Genomic DNA, 19267 nt, shown 5'->3' on the forward strand with positions numbered 1-19267 from the left:
TCCCCCGGCCGCCGTGCCGTGGACCAGGCAGGCCATGCTGCCCGGCGTGGCCGGTCGTCAGCGTTGGATCATCCGCATCTGCTCCTCGCTGTGGTCCGCGCCGGCGGCCGGGGGCAGGCTGTCGAGCCTGGCGAGCTGTTCGGCGGTCAGCTCGATGCCGTCGGCGGCGATGTTCTCCTCCACGCGCGAGACCCGCTTGGTGCCGGGGATCGGGGCGATGTGCTCGCCCTTGGCCAGCAGCCAGGCCAGCGCGACCTGCGCCGGAGTGGCCCCGGCCGCGGTCGCGACGGCCCGCACCTCGTCGGCGAGAGCGAGGTTGCGCCGGAAGTTCTCGCCCATGAAGCGCGGACTGGTCCTGCGCCAGTCGCCCTCGTCGAACTCCTCGGGCGAGCGGATCGCGCCGGTGAGGAAACCGTGCCCGAGCGGCGAGTAGGGCACGAAGCCGATGCCCAGCTCGCGCACCACCGGCAGCACCCGCTCCTCGACGTCACGGGTCCACAGCGAGTACTCCGACTGCACCGCGGTGACGGGGTGGACGGCGTGGGCGCGGCGGATGGTCTCCGGCCCGGCCTCCGACAGGCCGATGTGGCGGATCTTGCCTTGCCGTACGAGTTCGGCAAGGACACCGACGGTGTCCTCGATCGGGGTGTCCGGGTCGACGCGGTGCTGGTAGTACAGGTCGATGTGGTCCGTGCCCAGGCGCTTGAGCGAGCCGTCGACGGCGGTGCGGATGCTCGCAGGGCTGCTGTCGAGGCGGCCGGGGCCGCGGCCGGTGTGCGAGATCATGCCGAACTTGGTCGCCACGGCGACCTGGTCGCGACGGCCTTTCAGGGCCTTGCCGACGAGGTCCTCGTTGACGTACGGGCCGTAGACCTCGGCGGTGTCGAGGAAGGTGACGCCCAGCTCCAGCGCGCGGTGGATGGTGCGGATCGACTCGGCGTCGTCGCTGCCGGCGCCGGTGTAGCCGAAGGACATGCCCATCGTGCCCAGGCCGATGCGGGAGACGTCCAGGTCTCTCAGCGTGGTGTGTTTCATGATCGCCTCTCGGGACGAGTTCGATCGTCGCGGCTCGCGACGTGGGGTCGACGCCGCCGCCGATGATGTCGGCGCCGTAGGGCGGCACTCGCGGCGGCCATCGTGCTCCTTCGGTCAGGGCTGGATGAGGACCTTCAGCGCGGTGCGGTCGTTCATCGCGCGGTAGCCGTCGGGCACCTGCTCCAGGCCGATGGTCCGGTCGAACACCCGGCCCGGCTCGACCGCGCCGCTCAGCACGTCGGGCAGCAGGTCCTCGATGTAGGCGCGCACCGGGGCGGGGCCGCCGGTCAGCGTGATGTTGGGGCCGAACAGGCTGCCGAACCCGATCGGCGCGTCCTCGTACTGCGGCACGCCGACGCGGCTGATGACACCGCCGGGACGGACGATGCCGAATGCCGTCTCGTAGGCGTTCATGTAGCCGACCGCCTCCAGCACCGCGTGGACGCCCTGGCCGCCGGTCAGCTCGCGCACCTTCTCGACGCCTTCGGCGCCGCGCTCGGGCACGACGTCGGTGGCGCCGAAGTCGATGCCGAGCTTGGTGCGCTCGCCGTGGCGGCCCATCAGGATGATCCGCTCGGCGCCGCGCCGCCGGGCCGACAGCACCGCCATCAGCCCGACCGCGCCGTCCCCGATGACCGCCACCGTGGTGCGCGGGGTGACGTGGGCCCGCTTGGCGGCGTGGTAGCCGGTGCCGTACACATCCGCCAGCGTCAGCAGCGACGGCAGCAGCTCGCTGTCCTCGCCGACGGGCAGCTTGACCAGGGTGCCCTGCGCCTGCGGGACGCGGATCGCCTCGGCCTGGCCGCCACCGACGCCGCCGGAAGCCCAGAAGCCGCCGTTGGGGCAGGAGGTGTGCAGGCCCTCGCGGCAGAAGGCGCACGTGTTGTCGGAGTAGGCGAACGGCGCCACCACCAGATCACCACGCCTGAGCCCGGACACTTCGGCGCCGAGATCCTCGACCACGCCGAGGAACTCGTGCCCCATCGGGGTGCCCTGCTCAGAGGCCGGCAGGTTGTGGTACGGGTGCAGGTCGCTGCCGCAGACGCATGAGCGCACGATGCGCACGAGCGCGTCGGTGGGCTGCTGGATCGCCGGATCGGGCGCGGTCTCCACGCGCACGTCACCGGCACCGTACAGGAAGGTAGCTCGCATCGGGGTTTCCGTCTCTTGTCTTCGTCGTCGGGCCTGCCCGGGGCCGGTCGTCCGGCCGCCCCAGGCCAGGTCCGTTACAGGTGAATCCGTGCCGCCGCAGAGATCGGGCGGCGGAAGTCGCGGGTGTCGTCCGCCTGCACGGGCGGCGCCACCTTCAGACCGGGCTGCGCACCGGGACGCATCGGCACCGATCGGACCGGCAGCCAGGGGAACTCGTGGCCGATCCGGCCGACGTGCAGCCGGCATGGCTTCGGGCTTCCCTGGTCAGCTCCATCAAACAGGCCCGCCATGACATGCGGCAGGGCCTGCTGTTACAGGTAATGGCAGAACCCCCCAGCCAGGGGTGACGGGCCCACTGCGCGGTGCGGGGATGGTTTCGCGCAGCGGATCGCGCGCTCGGGGGATGTGGAGTCAGAATGCCGGTGGTGTGGTCAGCTCTGGTCCGGGGCCGCCGGCTGTGCCTCGGCGAGGTCCTGGGTGGCCGCCCAGCTGGCGAGCATCTTCAGGCCGTCGGCGGCGGGGCTGCCCGGGGCGGCGGTGTAGACGTTGAGGGTCAGTCCGGGCTCGGACGGCAGCTCCATCGATTCGAAGTTCAGGTCGAGCTGCCCGACCACCGGGTGGCGCAGCCGCTTCTGGCCGCTGCGGTGGAACCGCACGTCGTGGGCGGCCCAGCGCTGCCGGAAGACCTCGCTTCGCGTCGACAGCTCACCGACGAGCTCGATCAGCGCCCGGTCGTACGGGTTGCGGCCCACCTCCAGCCGGAGCATGGCGGCGGCGTCGTTGGCGATCCGGTCCCAGTCGACGAAGAACTCCCGCGCGGCCGGATCGAGATAGACGAACCGGGTGGTGTTCGCCGGGCGGCGCGGGTCGGCCAGGACGGGGGCGTAGAGGGCGCGGGCCAGGCGGTTCGTGGCGACGATGTCGTGGCGGCCGTTGCGCACCCAGGCCGGGGCGTCGGTGATGGCATCCAGCACCTGCTGGATCACCGGCCGCACCGTGGCCGGGGGCGTACGGCGGCGGCGAGAGCCTGGGCCGGCGGTCCGGGCGAGGGAGAACAGGTGCTCACGCTCGGCCTCGTCCAGCTGCAGGGCGCGGGCCAGAGCGTCCAGCACGCTGTCGGAGGCGCCGGAGAGGTTCCCGCGCTCCATGCGGACGTAGTAGTCGATGGAGACGCCCGCGAGCATCGCGACCTCCTCCCGCCGCAGCCCCTGGACGCGACGGTTGCCGCCGTAGGCGGGCAGCCCCGCCTGCTCCGGAGTGATGCGCGCCCGGCGTGAGCTGAGAAACTCGCGGACCTCGGCGCGGTGGTCGATCTGGCCCATAACCCCAGGGTAGGCAGGGTGACGACGGTGAAGAAGGTAAGGCCAGTACCCCGAACGAGCGGTACTCCCAGGGACACCGCCTCCTCCTTGCCCAGGCGAGCCGGCAGGTCGGCAACGGCGCGGAACTTGGGGTGCCGTTAGGGATCGACGCACCAGGGGCGAGGTGGCTGAGGACGCGGGTCAGCTGAGGATTGCACGGCCTCCGGAGAGCTGACAGTGGTCGCCCTGGTCCGTAAGCGGGTTTCGCGGAAGCTCCACGGCCGGACGCCAGGGGGCCACTCGCCTCAAGGCGAAGACCGTGTAGGTGCGGGGAGTGCCTCGCACGCGACAGCGATGTGGTCGTTGGTGGAGCGGAACGCCGCGGTCTCGTGGGTCTCGTGGCGGGCAGGCGCGTGCAGGACCTGCTGTTAGGAAGGCCACACTTCTCCGTACGCGATACAATGTATCTCGTACGGTATTGGAGAGGTGAGCGATGGAAGCAGAGCGGGAGTTGCCCACGGTGGTCGCGCGGATGTGGGGGCGGGAACCGGCGTCGCGCCGCGGTCCCCGCCCCGGCCTGACGCTCGGCCGGATCGCCGACGCCGCGATCGTGATCGCGGACGCGGAAGGCCTGGCCGGCGTGCGGATGAGCAGCGTGGCCGCCCGGCTGGGCGTGTCCACGATGGCGCTGTACGGCTACGTCGAGAGCAAGGACGACCTGCTCGCCGCGATGGTGGACACGGCGGCCCCGGATCCGCCCGAGCCGGGCGACCTCTCCTGGCGCGCGTACCTGGCCGCGTGGACCCGCGCCCACCGTGACTTCCTGGCGAGCCACCCGTGGCTGCTGGGGGTCGCGCCGCTCACCCCGCCCGTCGGCCCGCGCGCCCTGCGCTGGCTGGACCGGTCGCTGACGGTGCTGACCGGTGCCGGGCTGGCGGCGGCGGAGGCCGTCAACATCACCACCACCCTGTCGGCCTACGCCGTCAGCGCCGCCACGCTCGCCGTCGCCATGAGCGGGACGGTCGACGAGGCGGGACCCGAGGGCCCGGCCGGCTACGCCGCGATGCTCTCCCAGCTGGTCGACGCCGACGGGTATCCGGGGCTGGCGGCGGCGCTGGAGTCCGGCGCGTTCGGCGCCGCGCCTGAGTGGGTCGAGGACGCCGACTTCGTCTTCGGCCTCACCCTGCTCCTCGACGGCGTCGAGGCGCTCATCACCCGGCGGAAGGAAGGCTGAACCATGATCGAGGTCAAGCGGGCCGCGGACCTGGGCGAGAGTTACCGCAAGGCGATCACGAGGATCTTCGTTGACGGCTTCGGTCCAGATCTGTCGTATTTCTCCAAGGATCCGGAGAAGCTCACCGACGCCCTGGCGCACATGCTGGTGCTCGACCTGTTCTACGTCGGGCTGGTCGACGGGGAGCCGGCGGGCATCGTCGCGTGCACCGACGGGCGGCAGCGGGCGGTCCGGCACGACCGGCGGGAGCTGCGCAGGCATTTAGGTTGGTTGAAGGGGACGATCGCCGACATCTCGTTCAAGCGGGAATTCGAGAAGGCCCTGCCGTACGCCAGGGAGGGGATGGCCTCGCTGGAGTTCGTCGCGACCGGCCTGAACTTCCGCGGCCAGGGCGTGGCGACGGCCGTCATCCGTCACCTGCTCACCCTGCCGCAGTACGACGAGTACGTGCTCGACCCCGTCGCCGACAACAACCGCCCGGCCCTGCGCCTGTACGAGAAGTTGGGCTTCGCCGAGTTCAGGCGGGTCAGGACGCATCACGCGATGATCACCGGGATCGGGGCCTACGTGGGCATGCGTCTGGCCACGAGCGGGCCGAGGTCCCCCGCGGTCTGAGCGAGCGCGCGGATCGGGTGGCTCTCCTCAGGTCTCATCGATCAGCGCGTGCTCGGCCGGTCGTCTGGCGAACCGGTCGGGCGATCGTCGGTGCCGGCCGTACCGGGCCTGCGTGGGCGGGCACGGAGGTGGACGCGTTCACCCACGCGGTCGGACAGGCTGTGAGGACATCGGCGGGCGCGGGGCCGGGAGCGAGGGGGCGTGGAGGATCCGCCCTGGAGAGGCCCAGGCTCCTCCACGGGAAGGTTCCGATCAGGCCAGGGAGGGGACACCGGCGCTCAGGCCGGTGGTCCGCGCCGGAAGGAAGGCCAGGCACAGCGCCCATCCGCTCCAGGCGACATAGCCCGCGAAGTTGGCCAGGTCGGCGCCGGGAAGACCCAGCGGCACGAACACCCCCGCCGCGATGGCCAAGGCCGAGCCCATCCCCAGGACACCGAACCAGCGCGGCGACCCCGGCAGCGCGACCAGCAGGAGGACGGTCCACGCTGCCGTGAACAGGTAGCCGAGAGTCTCGCCGATCCCGGTGCCGAGGTAGCCGTGGAGCGCGGAGAAAACGGTCTCCGCCACCTGTGGCTGCTCCGCATGGGCCAGCCCTGGTACGGCGAACGGCCAGCGGAGCAGGCCGAGTACCTGGACCAGCCCGGCCAGCACGCCCGCGTGCACCGACAGGGTGGCGGCCGCGCTGGGCGGCAGCCTCCTGCCGAGCAGGACCGCCGCGGGGATGAGCGCGCCCGCCCCCAGCGCCAGCAGCAGGAACCAGGCGGAGATCGTCGCCTGGTCGGCGGCGAACCTGGCGAGGATCTCCGCCGGCGGTTCGGCCAGGACGTCCGGATAGCCGAACGCGACTCCCAGACCGACGAAGGCGGTGTTGGCCGCGAGCACACCCGCGGTGAGGAACCATCTCATGGCGCCACTCCTAACTCTGAACGATGTTCAGTATTAAACACCGTTTAGAGTTAGCTTGTGAAGAGAGGACCGCAACGTTCGGCGAACCCCGAGGCTCTGCTGGACGCCGCCCTGGAGTTGATCGACGCCGGCCGGCTGACGATGCGGGCGCTGGCCGCCCAGGTGAACCTGACACCCGGCGCGCTCTACACCTACTTCCCCGACCGTGCGGCGATCGTGACGGCGCTGACCGACCGGCTGCTCGGCGCCGCCGACCTCGGCCTGCTGGAGGACACGACCAGGACGAGGGACGAGCGAATCGTCACGTTCGCGCTGAACCTGCGCGAGGTGCTGATGCGCCATCCCAGGGCGGTGCCCTCGATCCTCGGCGCCGCGTTCACCGGCCCCGTCGCGCTGCGGGTCGGCGAAAGCCTGCTCGGGGCGCTGCCGGATCCGCGCGCCGCCTACACCGTCATGGTCTACGTGCTGGGCGCGATCGCGCTGGAAGCCGCCGAGATCGAGGAAGCGGGCCCCGACGCCGTCGCACCGGAGGCCCAGCGGATCGCCGCCCGCAGGTCCGCCTTCGTCGTCGACCCCGAGGCCTTCCCGCGTACGCACGCGGCGGCGGACGTCATCGCCGCGTACGTCTCCACCGAACAGTTCCGCTGGGGCCTCGAGCGGGTCCTGTCCGCGCTCTAGGCATCCCCGCCCTGGGGGAGGCCAGGCCGTGAAGGACGCACGATCCAGCCGGGCCTTCAGGTGGCGAACCGCCAGGGGCGCCGGCGCCCGGCGCCGGCTCAGTTCGTCGGTGGGCTCTCGTCGTCATGGCCGCGCATCCGGTCCGCCGCCCGGCTCACCCCCAGGATGAGCCGTTCAACCGCCTTGTCGATCCGGTAGTACAGCCGTGGCGGGACGTGCGGGAGCAGCCGGGAGTGGCGCTGGCTGAGCAGCGTGAACATGTGCGCGGGCGGAAGGCCGACATAGCGCGGAAGGTTCTCGTACCACTGGGCGCTGTAGCGGGCCGATCTCTGGGTGGGCCGGATCGCGGACTTGCGTACCCGCTCGTAGCGGGCGAGGGCTGTCTCGAGATCCGGCTTCTCGTGCAGCGCGGCGGTCAGGATCGCGGCGTCCCCGAGCGCGAGGGCGGTGCCCGCGCCGATGGAGAAGTGCGTGGTGTGCGCGGCGTCGCCCACCAGCACGAGGTTGCCGCGGGACCACGTCCGGTTGGTCAGGGTGCGGAAGTTCAGCCAGCGCGCGCTGCCGCCGGAGTGCGCCCGGCCGATCAGCGGGTGGCCGTCCAGGACGTCGGCGAAGAGCTTCTCCAGCATGGTCAGGCAGTCGGCCTCGCTCGCCTCGTCGAACCCGAGCCCCTTCCACGTCTCGGGTGAGCACTCGATGACACAGGTGCTGTTGGCCTTGCCGTACCCGTAGCCGTAGCACCAGATCCAGCCATGCGCGGTCTCGGTGAAGGCGAAGGTGAAAGGGCCGAACACCCTGGTCGTGCCGAGCCAGATGTACATGTTCCGCCCGACCGCGACCTCGGTGCCGAAGTGGTCGCTGTGGCGTTCGCGCAGCACGCTGTTGATGCCGTCGCCGGCCACGACGAGGTCGGCGCCGGCCAGCTCGGCCTCGTCGGTGATCTCGCGCTCGAACTCGATGTGCACGCCGAGGGAGCGGGCCCGGTCGGAGAGGATGCCCATCAGCTCACGCCTGCCGATGCCGAAGCCCTCGTCCCAGTGATCCACCGTCACGGGCTCGCTGTCGCGGACGTGGGCGACCCAGCTGTCCCAGCGGACCGAGTTGGCGATGATGGCCTCCGCGGACTCGGCGTCGGCCCGGTGGAGGTCGTAGAGCAGGTCGTCCCAGTAGGTCACGCCCCAGCCGTCCGTCGCCCCGGCCGGGTTCCGCTCGTAGACGGTGATGTCATGGGACGGGTCCACCCGCTTCATCAGGATCGAGAAGTACAGGCTGGCGGGCCCGCCGCCGACGCAGGCGACCTTCACACGAACTCCCATTGTAGCTCAAAGTAAATGATCTGTTGCATTGAGTAACAATGCTATGTGCCTGGACGGTTTTCTGTCTCTGAGCCGCCGGTCAGAAGATGACCAAGGATCGAGACGGCGCGCCGCTGCGATGTCCGGCCGCGTGACACGCTGATCGTCCAGTCCTTCTGACATGGAGATCCGCCGTGGCCGCCGAAACTCCGGACGTGCCGTCCGGGCTCGGCAGGGAACGGGTGGCCGCCTTCACCGACGCGATCCTCGCGATCGCGATCACGCTGCTCGTCCTGGAGATACCGCGCCCTGGAGCGAGCGACCTCCCCGACCTGGCAGGGTTCCTCGCCGAGCAGGTCAGCTCGTTCTTCGCCTTCGTGGTCACCTTCCTCGTCCTGTGGCAGGTGTGGCGGGCCCATCACCGGCTCTTCGACCAGATCGAGCGCCTGTCCGGTCCGCTGGTGGCGGCGCACGTCCCGCTGCTGATCTTCGCCGTGCTCCTGCCGTACGGCACGACGGTCTTCGGGCTGGCGGACGAAGCCACCGGGCAGGACGCGGGGACCGCCCTCGCGGTCGGCCTGCTCGCCGGCAACGTGACCGCCGTGCTGGTGAGCCAGGCCCTGCTGGTCAGCCTCGTCCTCCGCCAGGGGTTGCACCGCCCCGGCACCGACCTGGCCCGCCTGCGCTCGGACGCCTGGGTGGGGTGGACGATCGGCCTCTACTGGGCCGCGACCACCGTCGCCTGCGTCTGGATCGCCGGCGTCGTCCCCTACCTGTGGCTCGCCTCCCCGGTGGCCGGCCACGTCGCCCACACCCTCACCGGACGCCGCCACTGACCGGCGCGTGCGGCGTCACGTCCGCGGCCCGGGTCCGTCCGGCCCCCGCCCGCCTTCCGGCGGCAGGCCGTCGCGCATGCCAGGAGACCCCTTCGGCATGACCACCATCAAGCGCCCCTGCACCACCGTCCGCATAGGCAAGAGGACCGACCGCCGCTGCCGTTGACCGGCCGATCCCGGCTCGTCCTGGTCGCGGGCCGTACCGATGACGGGTGGGGGTTCCTGCGCCTCACCACGACCTTCGGCCGGCCCCCGATGCGCGTCACGGTTCCGCGTGGCGGTCGATGCCGAGGGTGGCGATCAGGTCTTCGTGGAGCTCGAACCAGACCCGGTGGCAGGAGTCCACGTCGGTGCGATCGACCCAGGCGACCTCCCCAGCCCGAGCGCGCGCCAGGGCGGAGGCGAACCGCGCGTCGTAGCCACGGAACCGGGCGAGAACCCTCCCGAGCCGATCAGAGAGCGGCAAGAGCCCACGCCCGACCACCGCGAGGTCGTCCAGAACTCTGGCGTCCCAGGAGGGGTCGGAGTGGTCGTTGCCGGCGAGCCGGTCACCGTCGGTGGGCCGGATCTGCCAGTCGGTGCAGGCTCGCTGCAGCAACGCGTTGAGCGGCAGGAACTCGCGGTAGACGTCACGGACCTCGCCACCGCCCCCGGCGCCGGCGAGTTCGGCCGCGAGCAGGCGCTCGTTCTCGGTGCGCCCTCGCTCGGTCAGCGACCAGCCCCCGGTGCCGGCGAACGCGGAGTGCTGGACCCAGCCGCGCGCCTCCGCGTCGTACAGCATCTCCTTCGTCTCGGCCGCATCGAGCCCGTACCGCCGGGCGATCACCGGCGTGTCGGCGAACCCGGTGATGCGTACGGCATGCAGCACCAGCAGGTCAGGGGCGGAATCGTGCGTCATGTGTCGGCGTCCTGTCGTGCCGTGAGGCGGTTGTAGTACTGCTGGCAGGCCTGCGGGGAGTTGAACCCCATGGCCTGCGCCATCTGCGCCCAGGTCAGTCCCGCGCTGCGGGCGATGAACAGCAGGGCGGATTCGAGCCCGTCGACCTCAGCCCGCGCGGCGGGAAGAAGGGCGAGCGCGCTCAGGGTGTCCTCCGGGCTCAGCTCGGCCTGCCGCCAGACGGCGAACTGGACGAGGTCGATCGCCGAAGGCGGGACGGGCGGCGGCCGCCACGGGCGAGGGTCGAGCGCGTCCGCGCCCCGGTCGAGCAGGCGCTCACGCGCCTCCTTCTCACGGTCCGCCTGGGCGCTGTCGGCTTGAGCCGTGTGGGCGATGTCCTGCTTGCGCGGCATGGACCCATCGTGCACAATCAACAAAAAGTTGTCAACAAAACATTGAAAGGCGGAACGGGTGACCATAGCCTTGGCGGAGGCCGTCTCCAGCACTTGCGGTGGCAAGGCCGGGGCGCTCGGCGCCCTGCTCCGCGCGGGACTACCGGTCCCCGACGGCTTCGTCGTCCCGTTCGCCACCTACCTCACCGCCGCCCGCGACCTGGACCTCGGCGGGCCGTACGCTCTGGACGCGGTACGGCAGGCGCTCAAGGCCCACCCGCTCGACACCGCCGAGCTCAGGCACGCGCTCGCCGGGCTCGGCGATCCACCCGTCGCGGTGCGATCCTCGGCCGCGAACGAGGACACCGGCCAGTCCTCGGCGGCCGGCCAGCACGAGAGCTTCCTGGCCGTGCGCGGAGCCGTCGAGGTCGCCGATGCCGTACGCGCCTGCTGGGCCTCGCTCTTCACCTCCCGAGCCGTCGGCTACCGGGGCCATCATGATCTCGCGATGGCCGTCATCGTCCAGCGCCATCTGGACGCCGAGGTCTCCGGAGTCATGTTCACGCCCTCAAGCCCCGACGGCCCGACCGAGATCGAGGCGTCCTGGGGCCTCGGCCCCAGCGTCGTCGAGGGCAAGGTCACCCCGGACTCCTACCGCGTCACCGGCGACGGGACGATCCACCGCACCATCGCCGACAAACACACCCGCCTCGACCGGCACGGCGACCGGCTCGTGCTCGGCGACGTACCGGCCTCCGCGCGTCAACACCCCACGATCGACGACGCGACCGCCACCCGGCTCGCCGAACTGGGCGAGGAGATCGCCGCACTCCGGGGCGGACCGCAGGACATCGAATGGGCCATCGCCGACGGCCGCCTCTGGGTCCTCCAAGCCCGCCCGATCACCGCCGCCCTTCCCCAACGAACCGAGCCTTCCCGGCAGTCCGGCGCTCCGGTCGGCACGCTCATCGGAACCCCGGGCAGTCAAGGGACGGCGACCGGCACCGCCAGGATCGTCCGCGGCCCCGGAGACTTCTCCCGCGTGCGCCCCGGCGACATCCTCATCTGCCCTTTCACCGACCCCGCCTGGACACTGCTGCTGCGCATAGCCGCCGGCGTCGTCACCGAAACCGGCGGCATGCTCTCCCACGCCGCCATCGTGGCCCGCGAACACGGCATCCCCGCCGTCCTCGGAACCCCGGCCGCGACGACCAAGCTCCGCGACGGCACCACCATCACCATCAACGGCTCCACCGGCACCATCACCTACCCCTGATCGCCGACCGAACGGAAAGGAGACGGTCCGCCCGATGCCGACTCGCCACCTCTACCTGACCCGCCACGGCGCGTCCGACCCCTTCGGGAACCTCACCGACACCGGCCGCCGGCAATCGGCCCTACTCGGCGAGCGCCTGGCCCACCTACCGATCGACGCCGTATGGCACTCCCCACTCCCCCGCGCCACCGCGAGCGCCCACGAACTCGCCAGCCACCTCCCGACCGCGTCAGTCGCCGAGGCCCCCGAACTCATCGACCACGTGCCCTACGTCCCCCGCCCCGCCGAGACGCCCCCGTCGTGGACCGGCTTCTTCGACGGCTACGACGCCACCGAAGCGGCCCACGGCCACCGCCTCGCCGACGCACTCGTCGCCCGCTTCACACAGCTCCCCGACACCGACACCCACGAGGTCCTGATCACCCACGCCTACCCGATCGCGTGGCTCGTACGGCACGCGCTGGAGGCTCCGCCGTACCGCTGGCTCGGTCTGAACAGCGCCAACACCGCCCTCACGATCATCGAATACCGCCCCGGCCTGCCCCCCACCCTGGTGATGTTCAACGACCTGAGCCACCTCCCACCCGACCTACGCTGGACCGGCTTCCCCACCAGCACCAGACCGTGACACCCAGTACGGCGAGCCGGGCCACCGCTTCGGCGAGCAGGCCGGCGTTCTATCCATCCGAACGTGGTATTGGAGCCTATGGGCGCACCCGCAGGCCGAACACCAGGTCGGAGTAGGGGGCGGTGTCGGTGACCACCATCTCCGGCTTCGGGCCGCCGTCGAGGTTGAAGATGGCGTCCAGGATGAACAGCGAGTCGCGCAGCGTGCCGGGCACCACCAACCCGCCGACGCCCATCACCTGGTCGTTGACGACGTTCAGCCAGGTGGCGCTGCGCTGGCGGCCGAAGTAGAGCGGGTTGTGGCCGGTGTGCAGGTTCTGCACCGGCACGACGAAGCGCAACCCGTCGGCCGAGGCGATATGCCCCGACCCCCACGCCTTGACCACCTCCAGGCCGGACTGCGCGGCGATCAGCCGGGCGTTGGCCGCCGCGATCGTCTCGCCACGCACCTACCCCTGGTCGACCTGCTGCAGCCGGGCCCGGGTCAGCGCCGGCACATTCGGCTTCTCGATCGGCACTAGGCCGACGATGCACGCCTCGGCCACCAGCAGGCCGCACAGGCTGACCGCGAAGTCGTCCATCCGGGCGTCGGCTCCGGAGACGTGGGTGAAGTCGGCCGCCGGCCCGGTGCGGTCGAACACCTCCAGCAGCAGCTCGGGGAAGTCGACACGCGGCAGCATGCCGTCGACCAGGGAGCGTAGTTCCTTCATCAGAGGCGGCTCGGCGAGCGGGCCGAGCTTCTCCAGACGGAGCCGGCCGTCGACGAACTGCACCGCGGTGTTGGTGTCCGTCCAGCACCTGTGCGTACGCGCCCTCCAGCGCGCCGGCGAGCTCGGCCAGATGCCCGGCCGGTTCGGCCTCCAGCTCCAGCGCCGCCTCACACGCGCCGAAGTCGCGATATCCCAGCAGTTCCCGGATCTCCCAGGCGTGCTCGTACACCGTCTGCTGCCGGTGACCGTACTCGGTCAGGCACTCCGCTTCGAGGCCGAGTTGCTCGGCGACGAACGCCACCACGCCCGGCGGGACGGCCGCGGGGTTCTCGGTCAGGAACACCCCGAGCATGCGCACTGTGCCCCACCGCACGGCCCAGCCCAGCCGGGTCGCCGCGCGGCGTTTGCCGGCCAGTGCACCGAGCGCGGCGCGATCCAGCCGGAAGAACTGCTCGAGCTCGGCGACCGATGGTTCCTCGGGGAACCGGCCGTAGCGGGCAACTTGCTTATTGGAGAGGAATTCGAAAGGCATGGCCCAGGACCGTAGAGCTCCCGACCAGGCCCAACACCGCTCGTCATCGAACCGAAACGAAGATCAACTATCTAGCGCTCATTCCTGCACTCATCCTCCTCGGAGGCATGCGTGTAGGCCGGCGCCTCCAGCAGGCGGTCGAGTCCCAGCGGGACGAGCACCCGATGCACCCGTGGAGGCACGTGGGTCAGGCAGAGAGAGCCGCCCGCGTCCATGAGACGCCACCGGAACGGCACGAGCACGCGTAGTCCGGAGCAGTCCATGAAGGTCACCTGGCTCATGTCGATCTCGATGACAGGCGCCGCTCCACGCCTCACCAGGTCGACCTCAGCCTCCACCAGTTCGGTCCGCAGGCAGCCCGCGGTCGCCATGTCGATCTCCCCGCACGGAGAGATGACCACGCGGTCGCCCTGATCAGCGGACGTCACTTTCAGCCGTTCCATCACGAACCTCCATCAACCCGCCTAACGGGGTGCCCGAAATGTCACGTGTGTGGTGGAAGCTGACCACATCTGGCCGCGCCGCGTCCCCTCCGCAAGGCAAATCCCCGGCAACAACCTCTCCAACCGGCCGAACCCACACAGGAAGGTCCCGCTCAGGCCGGCTGCGGCACTCGGCCGTCTCCGGGCGGAGCAGGCAGGAAGGAGAGGTAGGCGCTGGAGATCAGCCACGCCGCGAGCCCCCGGCAGGCCCTCACCGCGCTCCACGACTACCTCGCGGCCCATGTGGACGCGGACCTGCTCCCCTGCGCCGCGGAAACCCTCGACCGTCTGCTCGGCGCCGACGACCGGTGGGCCAACCCCGCCACGATGATGGACCCGTCCCGGTCCGTGGGGTAGTCGGCCGAGGCCAGGGAGCTGCTGCTGCTCGCCGACGATCTCGTGGCGCTGCTCGACGCGGAGACACCGCGCCTGATCGCGGCGTCCTCGCGGGACGGCTGGGACCGGGCCCGCCTGTACGGGCGCGCCGCCACGGGCCTGCTGCGCTACCACTTCTGGATGGCCGACACCTCACCGGGCCGCGTGACGCGGCTGCTGGGCCTGCGGAGTTCGATGATCGCGCTGGCTACTTCCCGCTGGACCCGGCCCACCTGGCCGGGAACGACGGGATCGTGTTCGTCAAGGACGTCCGGCGGAGCTAGGTTCCCTCTGCCTTCAGTGCGCCGATCGTCGGCGGGTTATTCCTCCAGGGCTACCGCTATGCGGTCGAGGTCGGTGAGGAGCGCTGCCATCCGTTGGGGCGGGATCGCTTCGACCATGCGCTGCTCGATGGCGTGGACGGCGGCCTGGACCGCCGCCAGGCGTGCGTGGCCCTCTTCGGTGAGGTGGGCGGGCCGGGCGCGGCCGTGGTCGGCGGTGGCGGGCCGGGTGATCAGTCCCGCCTCCTGCAGACCCCGCAGGACGACGTTTCCGGACTGCCGGGTGACGAAGGTCGCACGGGCGAGGTCGGCGTTGGACATGCCGGGGTGCAGGGCCAGGAGCTCGAGGGTGGCGTACTGCGGCACGGTCAGCCCGTGCTCCCGCAGGGCCCTGTCCATGGCGCCGCGCAAGGCGGCCTGGGCGCGCTTGAGCAGGTACCCCACGTGTCCGGTGACGTCCTTCGCCGGCTCGGTCGGCAAGCTCTCCTTCATGTCAGCATTTTGACATAGGAATCCCCCGGTCCTAGCCTTGGCTATGTCAAAGTTCTGACATGCAGGATCGAGGAAGACCATGTCCATCACCGTCAACGGCCCCGACTTCGTCGCCCTGCAAGTTCGCGACGTGGCCGCGGCAGCCGCCTTCTGCGAGCAGCACCTGGGCCTGCGCCGGGCCGCCGTCTCGCCGCCCCACGCGGTCGTCTTCGACACCGAGCCGACCCCGTTCGCCGTCCGCGAGCTCCTCCCGGGCGTCGACCTCGACGACACCGCGCGGCCCGGTCTCGGCGTCGCACTGTGGTTCCAGACCTCGGACGCCCACAAGCTGCGCGACCAGCTCACCGCCGCCGGGATCAAGATCCTCACCCCGGTGGCGGACAGCCCGTTCGGCCCGATGTTCTCCTTCGAGGGCCCTGAGGGCTACACGCTCACCGCGCACGGAGACAGCGGTCACGGTCAGGTTCGGTGACCTTCGCGTCCTCTTGAGCCCACGGAACGCGGCGTGCCGCCGCTTCGTGAGGAGGTGATCCGTCCACAACAAAAAGGGAAAGGGGGGTACCCGCTCCTTTCCACTCTCAACGTATAGCGCACCGGGGGACTTGCGGCAAGACCCGGGGTATGCCGCAGAATCGTCGGCCGAAGGCAGAAGCTGCGGAAACGGGGGACGCGAAAGTGCGCGTGGTGTTGTCGACGTATGGGTCGCGCGGGGATGTCGAACCGCTGGCGGGACTCGCGGTGCGGTTGCGGGAACTCGGTGCAGAGGTGCGGGTGTGCGCGCCGCCGGACGAGGAGTTCGCGCAGAGGCTGGCCGGTGTCGGCGTGCCGTTGGTGCCGGTCGGCCGGTCGGCGCGCGAGCTGATGACCGCGGCGCCGCCGCCGTCGTCCCTGCCCGAGCGTGCGGCCGAGTTGATCGCCGGCCAGTTCGACGCGGTCACCGCGGCGGCCGAGGGATGTGACGTGCTGGTGGCCACCGGCATGATCCCGGCCGCGGCCGGCGCGCTGTCGGTGGCCGAGAAACTGGGCATCCGCTCCGTTTCCGTGACCTTCCAGCAGCTCACCCTGCCGTCGCCGCGCCACCGGCCGCTGGCGTATCCAGGCCGGCCGTTCCCGCCGGGGGTGACCGACAACCGGGCGCTGTGGGACCTGGACGCCCAGAGCATCAACGCGTTGTTCGGGGCGGCGCTCAACACGAACCGGGCGTCGAACGGCCTGCCGCCGGTGGACAACGTCCGCGACTACGTCATCGGCGACCAGCCGTGGCTGGCGACGGACCCGATCCTGGACCCGTGGCAGGAGACGCCGGATTTCGACGTCGTCCAGACCGGCGCGTGGATCGTGCCCGACGTCCGCCCCCTCCCGGCCGAGCTGGTGGCGTTCCTGGACGCCGGCACACCACCGGTGTACGTGGGCTTCGGCAGCATGCCCATGCGCGCCTCGACGGACGTCGCCCAGGCGGCCATCGAGGCGGTCCGCGCGCAGGGCCGCCGCGCGGTCGTGGCCCGCGGCTGGGCTGACCTGGCCCTGATCGACGACCGGGACGACTGCTTCGTCGTGGGCGATGTCAACCAGCAGGCCCTGTTCGGCCGGGTGGCCGCCGTCGTGCACCACGGCGGCGCGGGCACCACGACGACGGCCACCCGGGCCGGCGCGCCTCAGGTGGTCGTGCCCCAGGCGGCGGACCAGCCGTACTGGGCGGGCCGGGTGGCCGAGCTCGGCATCGGGGTGGCACACGACGGTCCGGCTCCGACCTTCGACTCCCTGTCAGCCGCGCTCAGGACGGCCCTGGCCCACGAGACCCGCGCCCGAGCCACCGCCGTGGCCGGCGCGATCCGCACCGACGGGGCGACGGTGGCCGCGAAGCTCCTGCTCGACGTGGTCAGCGGAGAAAAAGCCACCCGTGTCCGCGTGAACCACGCGTGATCGCCGAGCCAGGACCCCAGATCGGAGCTGATGACGTGAACCCCTTGACCACCAGCGCGTTCGACCTTCCCGACCACCTTGCCCCCAAGGCCGACCCGGCGCTGATCGCCGACGACGAAAAGCACTTCGCGGCCATCGCGGAGAGCCTCGAGCAGTCGATCGCCGAGCTGTCCGACCGCCTCGACGCCGCGCGCAAGGCGCCCGGCGGCAAAGGGCGGCAGGCGATGGACAGGGACCTTGAGGTCCACCGGCTGAGCGCTCGCCTGCGCGCCTTGCGCCGCTTCGGTCTGGACCTGTGCCTCGGACGCGTGGTCAGCGCGGACAACCCCGAGCCCGTGTACATCGGACGGCTTGGCCTCACGGACAGCGAGGGTCGCCGGCTGCTGCTCGACTGGCGCTCCCCCGCGGCTGAGCCGTTCTTCGGAGCCACCCACGGCAACCCGATGGGACTGGCAAGCCGCCGCAGGTATCGCTGGACCCGTGGCCGGATCAGCGACTACTGGGACGAGGTGTTCACCTCGGACGGGTTCGAAGGGCACGCCGCGCTCGACGACCAGTCCGCCTTCATCGCCAGCCTGGGCAGCAGCCGGTCGCCACGCATGCGGGACGTGCTCGGCACCATCCAGGCCGACCAGGACGCCATCATCCGCGCGGGATCGCGCGGCGCTCTCGTCGTCGACGGCGGTCCGGGTACGGGCAAGACCGTCGTCGCTCTGCACCGCTCCGCCTACCTGCTCTACTCCGACCCTCGCCTCGGTCACCGCCGGGGCGGCGTGCTGTTCGTCGGTCCGCACCAGCCGTACCTGGCCTACGTCGCCGACGTCCTGCCCAGCCTCGGCGAGGAGGGCGTGCAGACCTGCACCCTGCGGGACCTGGTCGCCGAGGGAGCCGCGGCAGCGATCGAGACCGACCCGGACGTGGCCCGCCTGAAGTCGTCCGCGGACCTGGTGAAGGCGATCGAACCCGCCGTCAGGTTCTACGAGAACCCGCCCACCAAGGGCATGACGGTCACGACCCACTGGTCCGACATCTGGCTGAGCGCCGACGACTGGGCCGAGGCGTTCGAAGCGGCGGAACCCGGCACTCCGCACAACGAGGCGCGCGACCAGATCTGGGAGGAGCTGCTCACGATCCTGGCGGACAAGCACGACGACGACGAAGTCCCGGCTGACCTGCTCCGCAAGTCGCTGCTGCGGAACAGGGAGCTGCTCACGACCTTCAACCGCGCGTGGCCGCTGCTCGAAGCGGCCGACCTCGTCGGAGACCTGTGGTCGGTGCCCGCCTACCTGCGGATGTGCGCTCCCTGGCTCAGCCCCGACGAGGTTCGGAAGCTGCAGCGCGAGAACGCCCAGGCCTGGACGGTGTCCGACCTGCCGTTCCTGGACGCGGCACGGCAGCGGCTCGGCGACCCGGAGGCGTCGCGGCGTAAGCGTCGGCAAGATGCTTCTGTCGCCGCGCAGCGCGAGCGCATGGCGCAGGTCGTCGACAACCTGCTCGAGGCCGACGACGACGGTGAAGGGGTGGTGACGATGCTCCTCGGACGCGACATGCAGGACGCCCTGGTCGACGAGAGCGCGTCGCCCGGCATCGAGCCGGACCGGCTCGCCGGACCGTTCGCGCACATCGTCGTGGACGAGGCTCAGGAACTGACCGACGCGGAGTGGCAGATGTTGCTGCTCCGCTGCCCGTCCCGGAGCTTCACCATCGTCGGCGACCGCGCCCAGGCCAGGCACGGGTTCACCGAGTCGTGGCAGGAACGGCTCGAGCGGATCGGGCTCGACCGGATCGACCTGGCCTCGCTGAGCGTCAACTACCGCACGCCGGAAGAGGTCATGGCGGAGGCCGAGCCGGTCATCCGGGCCGTGCTCCCGGACGCCAACGTGCCGACCTCCATCCGTAGCAGCGGCGTCCCCGTCGTCCACGGACCCGCTTCGGATCTGGGCTCCATCCTCGACACCTGGCTCGCCGGGAACGCCGACGGCATCGCCTGCGTCATCGGCGATCCCACGTTCCGGTCGACGCCACGCGTCCGGTCACTGACTCCGGAGCTGTCGAAGGGGCTCGAGTTCGACCTGGTCGTCCTCATCGACCCGGACAAGTTCGGCGAGGGCATCGAAGCAGCGGTCGACCGCTATGTCGCGATGACGCGAGCGACCCAGCGACTCGTCATCCTTACCAGCTCCTGACGCCGGCCGCCGAACGCGACCGCACATGGCCCGTCATCGCGCTCCCTGGAGACGGCCGCGCG

Annotated in this window: 18 protein-coding genes and 2 pseudogenes; 9 read left to right on the top strand and 11 right to left on the bottom strand. The window is 71.0% G+C overall.

What is annotated here, in order from left to right; translation table 11 throughout:
• Positions 1-57 precede the first annotated feature (57 nt).
• The 3 genes from ACWENQ_RS19270 to ACWENQ_RS19280 all read right to left on the bottom strand — a co-directional run bounded on the left by ACWENQ_RS19270 (position 58) and on the right by ACWENQ_RS19280 (position 3500).
• Positions 58-1035 (bottom strand): aldo/keto reductase, encoded by a 978-nt coding sequence (locus ACWENQ_RS19270; protein WP_452415422.1) that lies wholly within the window; start codon positions 1033-1035, stop codon positions 58-60.
• 114 nt (positions 1036-1149) lie between these two features.
• The gene (locus ACWENQ_RS19275; RefSeq protein ID WP_452415424.1) at positions 1150-2187 is read right to left on the bottom strand and encodes a zinc-dependent alcohol dehydrogenase family protein; all 1038 of its coding nucleotides are present in this window, start codon (positions 2185-2187) and stop codon (positions 1150-1152) included.
• Positions 2188-2618: 431 nt separating this feature from the next.
• A complete protein-coding gene (locus ACWENQ_RS19280) occupies positions 2619-3500 on the bottom strand; it encodes a helix-turn-helix transcriptional regulator (protein WP_452415477.1) in 882 nt (293 codons plus the stop codon).
• A 481-nt stretch (positions 3501-3981) separates the two neighbouring features.
• Here ACWENQ_RS19280 and ACWENQ_RS19285 point away from each other — a divergent pair, with 481 nt between their 5' ends.
• Together ACWENQ_RS19285 and ACWENQ_RS19290 are read left to right on the top strand one after the other, a co-directional pair.
• Complete coding sequence (locus tag ACWENQ_RS19285; protein WP_452415426.1) at positions 3982-4722, top strand: TetR/AcrR family transcriptional regulator C-terminal domain-containing protein; 741 nt, start codon at positions 3982-3984, stop codon at positions 4720-4722.
• A 3-nt stretch (positions 4723-4725) separates the two neighbouring features.
• Positions 4726-5337, top strand: coding sequence for a GNAT family N-acetyltransferase (locus tag ACWENQ_RS19290; protein WP_452415428.1), 612 nt, complete (start codon positions 4726-4728; stop codon positions 5335-5337).
• A 252-nt stretch (positions 5338-5589) separates the two neighbouring features.
• Here ACWENQ_RS19290 and ACWENQ_RS19295 read toward each other — a convergent pair whose 3' ends face one another.
• Complete coding sequence (locus ACWENQ_RS19295) at positions 5590-6243, bottom strand: DUF4386 family protein (RefSeq protein ID WP_452415430.1); 654 nt, start codon at positions 6241-6243, stop codon at positions 5590-5592.
• 57 nt (positions 6244-6300) lie between these two features.
• Here ACWENQ_RS19295 and ACWENQ_RS19300 point away from each other — a divergent pair, with 57 nt between their 5' ends.
• Positions 6301-6921: a TetR/AcrR family transcriptional regulator gene (locus ACWENQ_RS19300; protein ID WP_354908372.1), complete on the top strand. Its 621-nt coding sequence runs from the start codon at positions 6301-6303 to the stop codon at positions 6919-6921.
• 98 nt (positions 6922-7019) lie between these two features.
• Here the strand turns inward: ACWENQ_RS19300 and ACWENQ_RS19305 are convergent, their stop codons facing one another.
• The gene (locus ACWENQ_RS19305) at positions 7020-8237 is read right to left on the bottom strand and encodes an FAD-dependent monooxygenase (protein WP_452415432.1); all 1218 of its coding nucleotides are present in this window, start codon (positions 8235-8237) and stop codon (positions 7020-7022) included.
• A 173-nt stretch (positions 8238-8410) separates the two neighbouring features.
• Here ACWENQ_RS19305 and ACWENQ_RS19310 point away from each other — a divergent pair, with 173 nt between their 5' ends.
• Positions 8411-9052 (top strand): TMEM175 family protein, encoded by a 642-nt coding sequence (locus ACWENQ_RS19310; RefSeq protein ID WP_449922860.1) that lies wholly within the window; start codon positions 8411-8413, stop codon positions 9050-9052.
• A gap of 262 nt (positions 9053-9314) precedes the next feature.
• Here ACWENQ_RS19310 and ACWENQ_RS19315 read toward each other — a convergent pair whose 3' ends face one another.
• Together ACWENQ_RS19315 and ACWENQ_RS19320 are read right to left on the bottom strand one after the other, a co-directional pair.
• On the bottom strand, positions 9315-9950 hold the full coding sequence (locus ACWENQ_RS19315) for a transcriptional regulator (RefSeq protein ID WP_452415433.1): 636 nt from the start codon (positions 9948-9950) through the stop codon (positions 9315-9317).
• On the bottom strand, positions 9947-10342 hold the full coding sequence (locus ACWENQ_RS19320) for a DNA-binding protein (RefSeq protein ID WP_449922872.1): 396 nt from the start codon (positions 10340-10342) through the stop codon (positions 9947-9949). The genes ACWENQ_RS19315 and ACWENQ_RS19320 overlap by 4 nt, the downstream gene beginning before the upstream one ends.
• A 58-nt stretch (positions 10343-10400) precedes the next feature.
• Here ACWENQ_RS19320 and ACWENQ_RS19325 point away from each other — a divergent pair, with 58 nt between their 5' ends.
• Positions 10401-11597, top strand: a complete 1197-nt coding sequence (locus ACWENQ_RS19325) for a PEP/pyruvate-binding domain-containing protein (RefSeq protein WP_452415435.1) — start codon at positions 10401-10403, stop codon at positions 11595-11597.
• A gap of 34 nt (positions 11598-11631) precedes the next feature.
• The gene (locus tag ACWENQ_RS19330) at positions 11632-12225 is read left to right on the top strand and encodes a histidine phosphatase family protein (RefSeq protein WP_452415437.1); all 594 of its coding nucleotides are present in this window, start codon (positions 11632-11634) and stop codon (positions 12223-12225) included.
• 76 nt (positions 12226-12301) lie between these two features.
• Here the strand turns inward: ACWENQ_RS19330 and ACWENQ_RS19335 are convergent.
• The 4 genes and pseudogenes from ACWENQ_RS19335 to ACWENQ_RS19350 form a co-directional block, all read right to left on the bottom strand.
• A pseudogene (locus ACWENQ_RS19335) lies at positions 12302-12934 on the bottom strand (Tn3 family transposase).
• Between the two features lie 217 nt (positions 12935-13151).
• Positions 13152-13466 (bottom strand): annotated as a pseudogene (locus ACWENQ_RS19340) (DUF4158 domain-containing protein); the annotation flags it as partial.
• Positions 13467-13537: 71 nt separating this feature from the next.
• Positions 13538-13909, bottom strand: coding sequence for an STAS domain-containing protein (locus tag ACWENQ_RS19345; protein ID WP_452415439.1), 372 nt, complete (start codon positions 13907-13909; stop codon positions 13538-13540).
• A 734-nt stretch (positions 13910-14643) separates the two neighbouring features.
• Positions 14644-15096 carry a MarR family winged helix-turn-helix transcriptional regulator gene (locus ACWENQ_RS19350; protein WP_452415441.1) on the bottom strand — a complete coding sequence of 151 codons (453 nt, stop codon included), beginning with the start codon at positions 15094-15096 and terminating at the stop codon, positions 14644-14646.
• A gap of 79 nt (positions 15097-15175) precedes the next feature.
• Here ACWENQ_RS19350 and ACWENQ_RS19355 point away from each other — a divergent pair, with 79 nt between their 5' ends.
• The 3 genes from ACWENQ_RS19355 (at position 15176) to helR (ending at position 19205) form a co-directional block, all read left to right on the top strand.
• The gene (locus tag ACWENQ_RS19355) at positions 15176-15568 is read left to right on the top strand and encodes a VOC family protein (protein WP_452415443.1); all 393 of its coding nucleotides are present in this window, start codon (positions 15176-15178) and stop codon (positions 15566-15568) included.
• 212 nt (positions 15569-15780) lie between these two features.
• Positions 15781-17019 (top strand): glycosyltransferase, encoded by a 1239-nt coding sequence (locus ACWENQ_RS19360; protein ID WP_452415445.1) that lies wholly within the window; start codon positions 15781-15783, stop codon positions 17017-17019.
• A gap of 35 nt (positions 17020-17054) precedes the next feature.
• The gene (gene helR, locus ACWENQ_RS19365; protein ID WP_452415446.1) at positions 17055-19205 is read left to right on the top strand and encodes an RNA polymerase recycling motor ATPase HelR; all 2151 of its coding nucleotides are present in this window, start codon (positions 17055-17057) and stop codon (positions 19203-19205) included.
• Positions 19206-19267: the final 62 nt, after the last annotated feature.

It is taken from the genome of Nonomuraea sp. NPDC004354 (assembly GCF_053602555.1).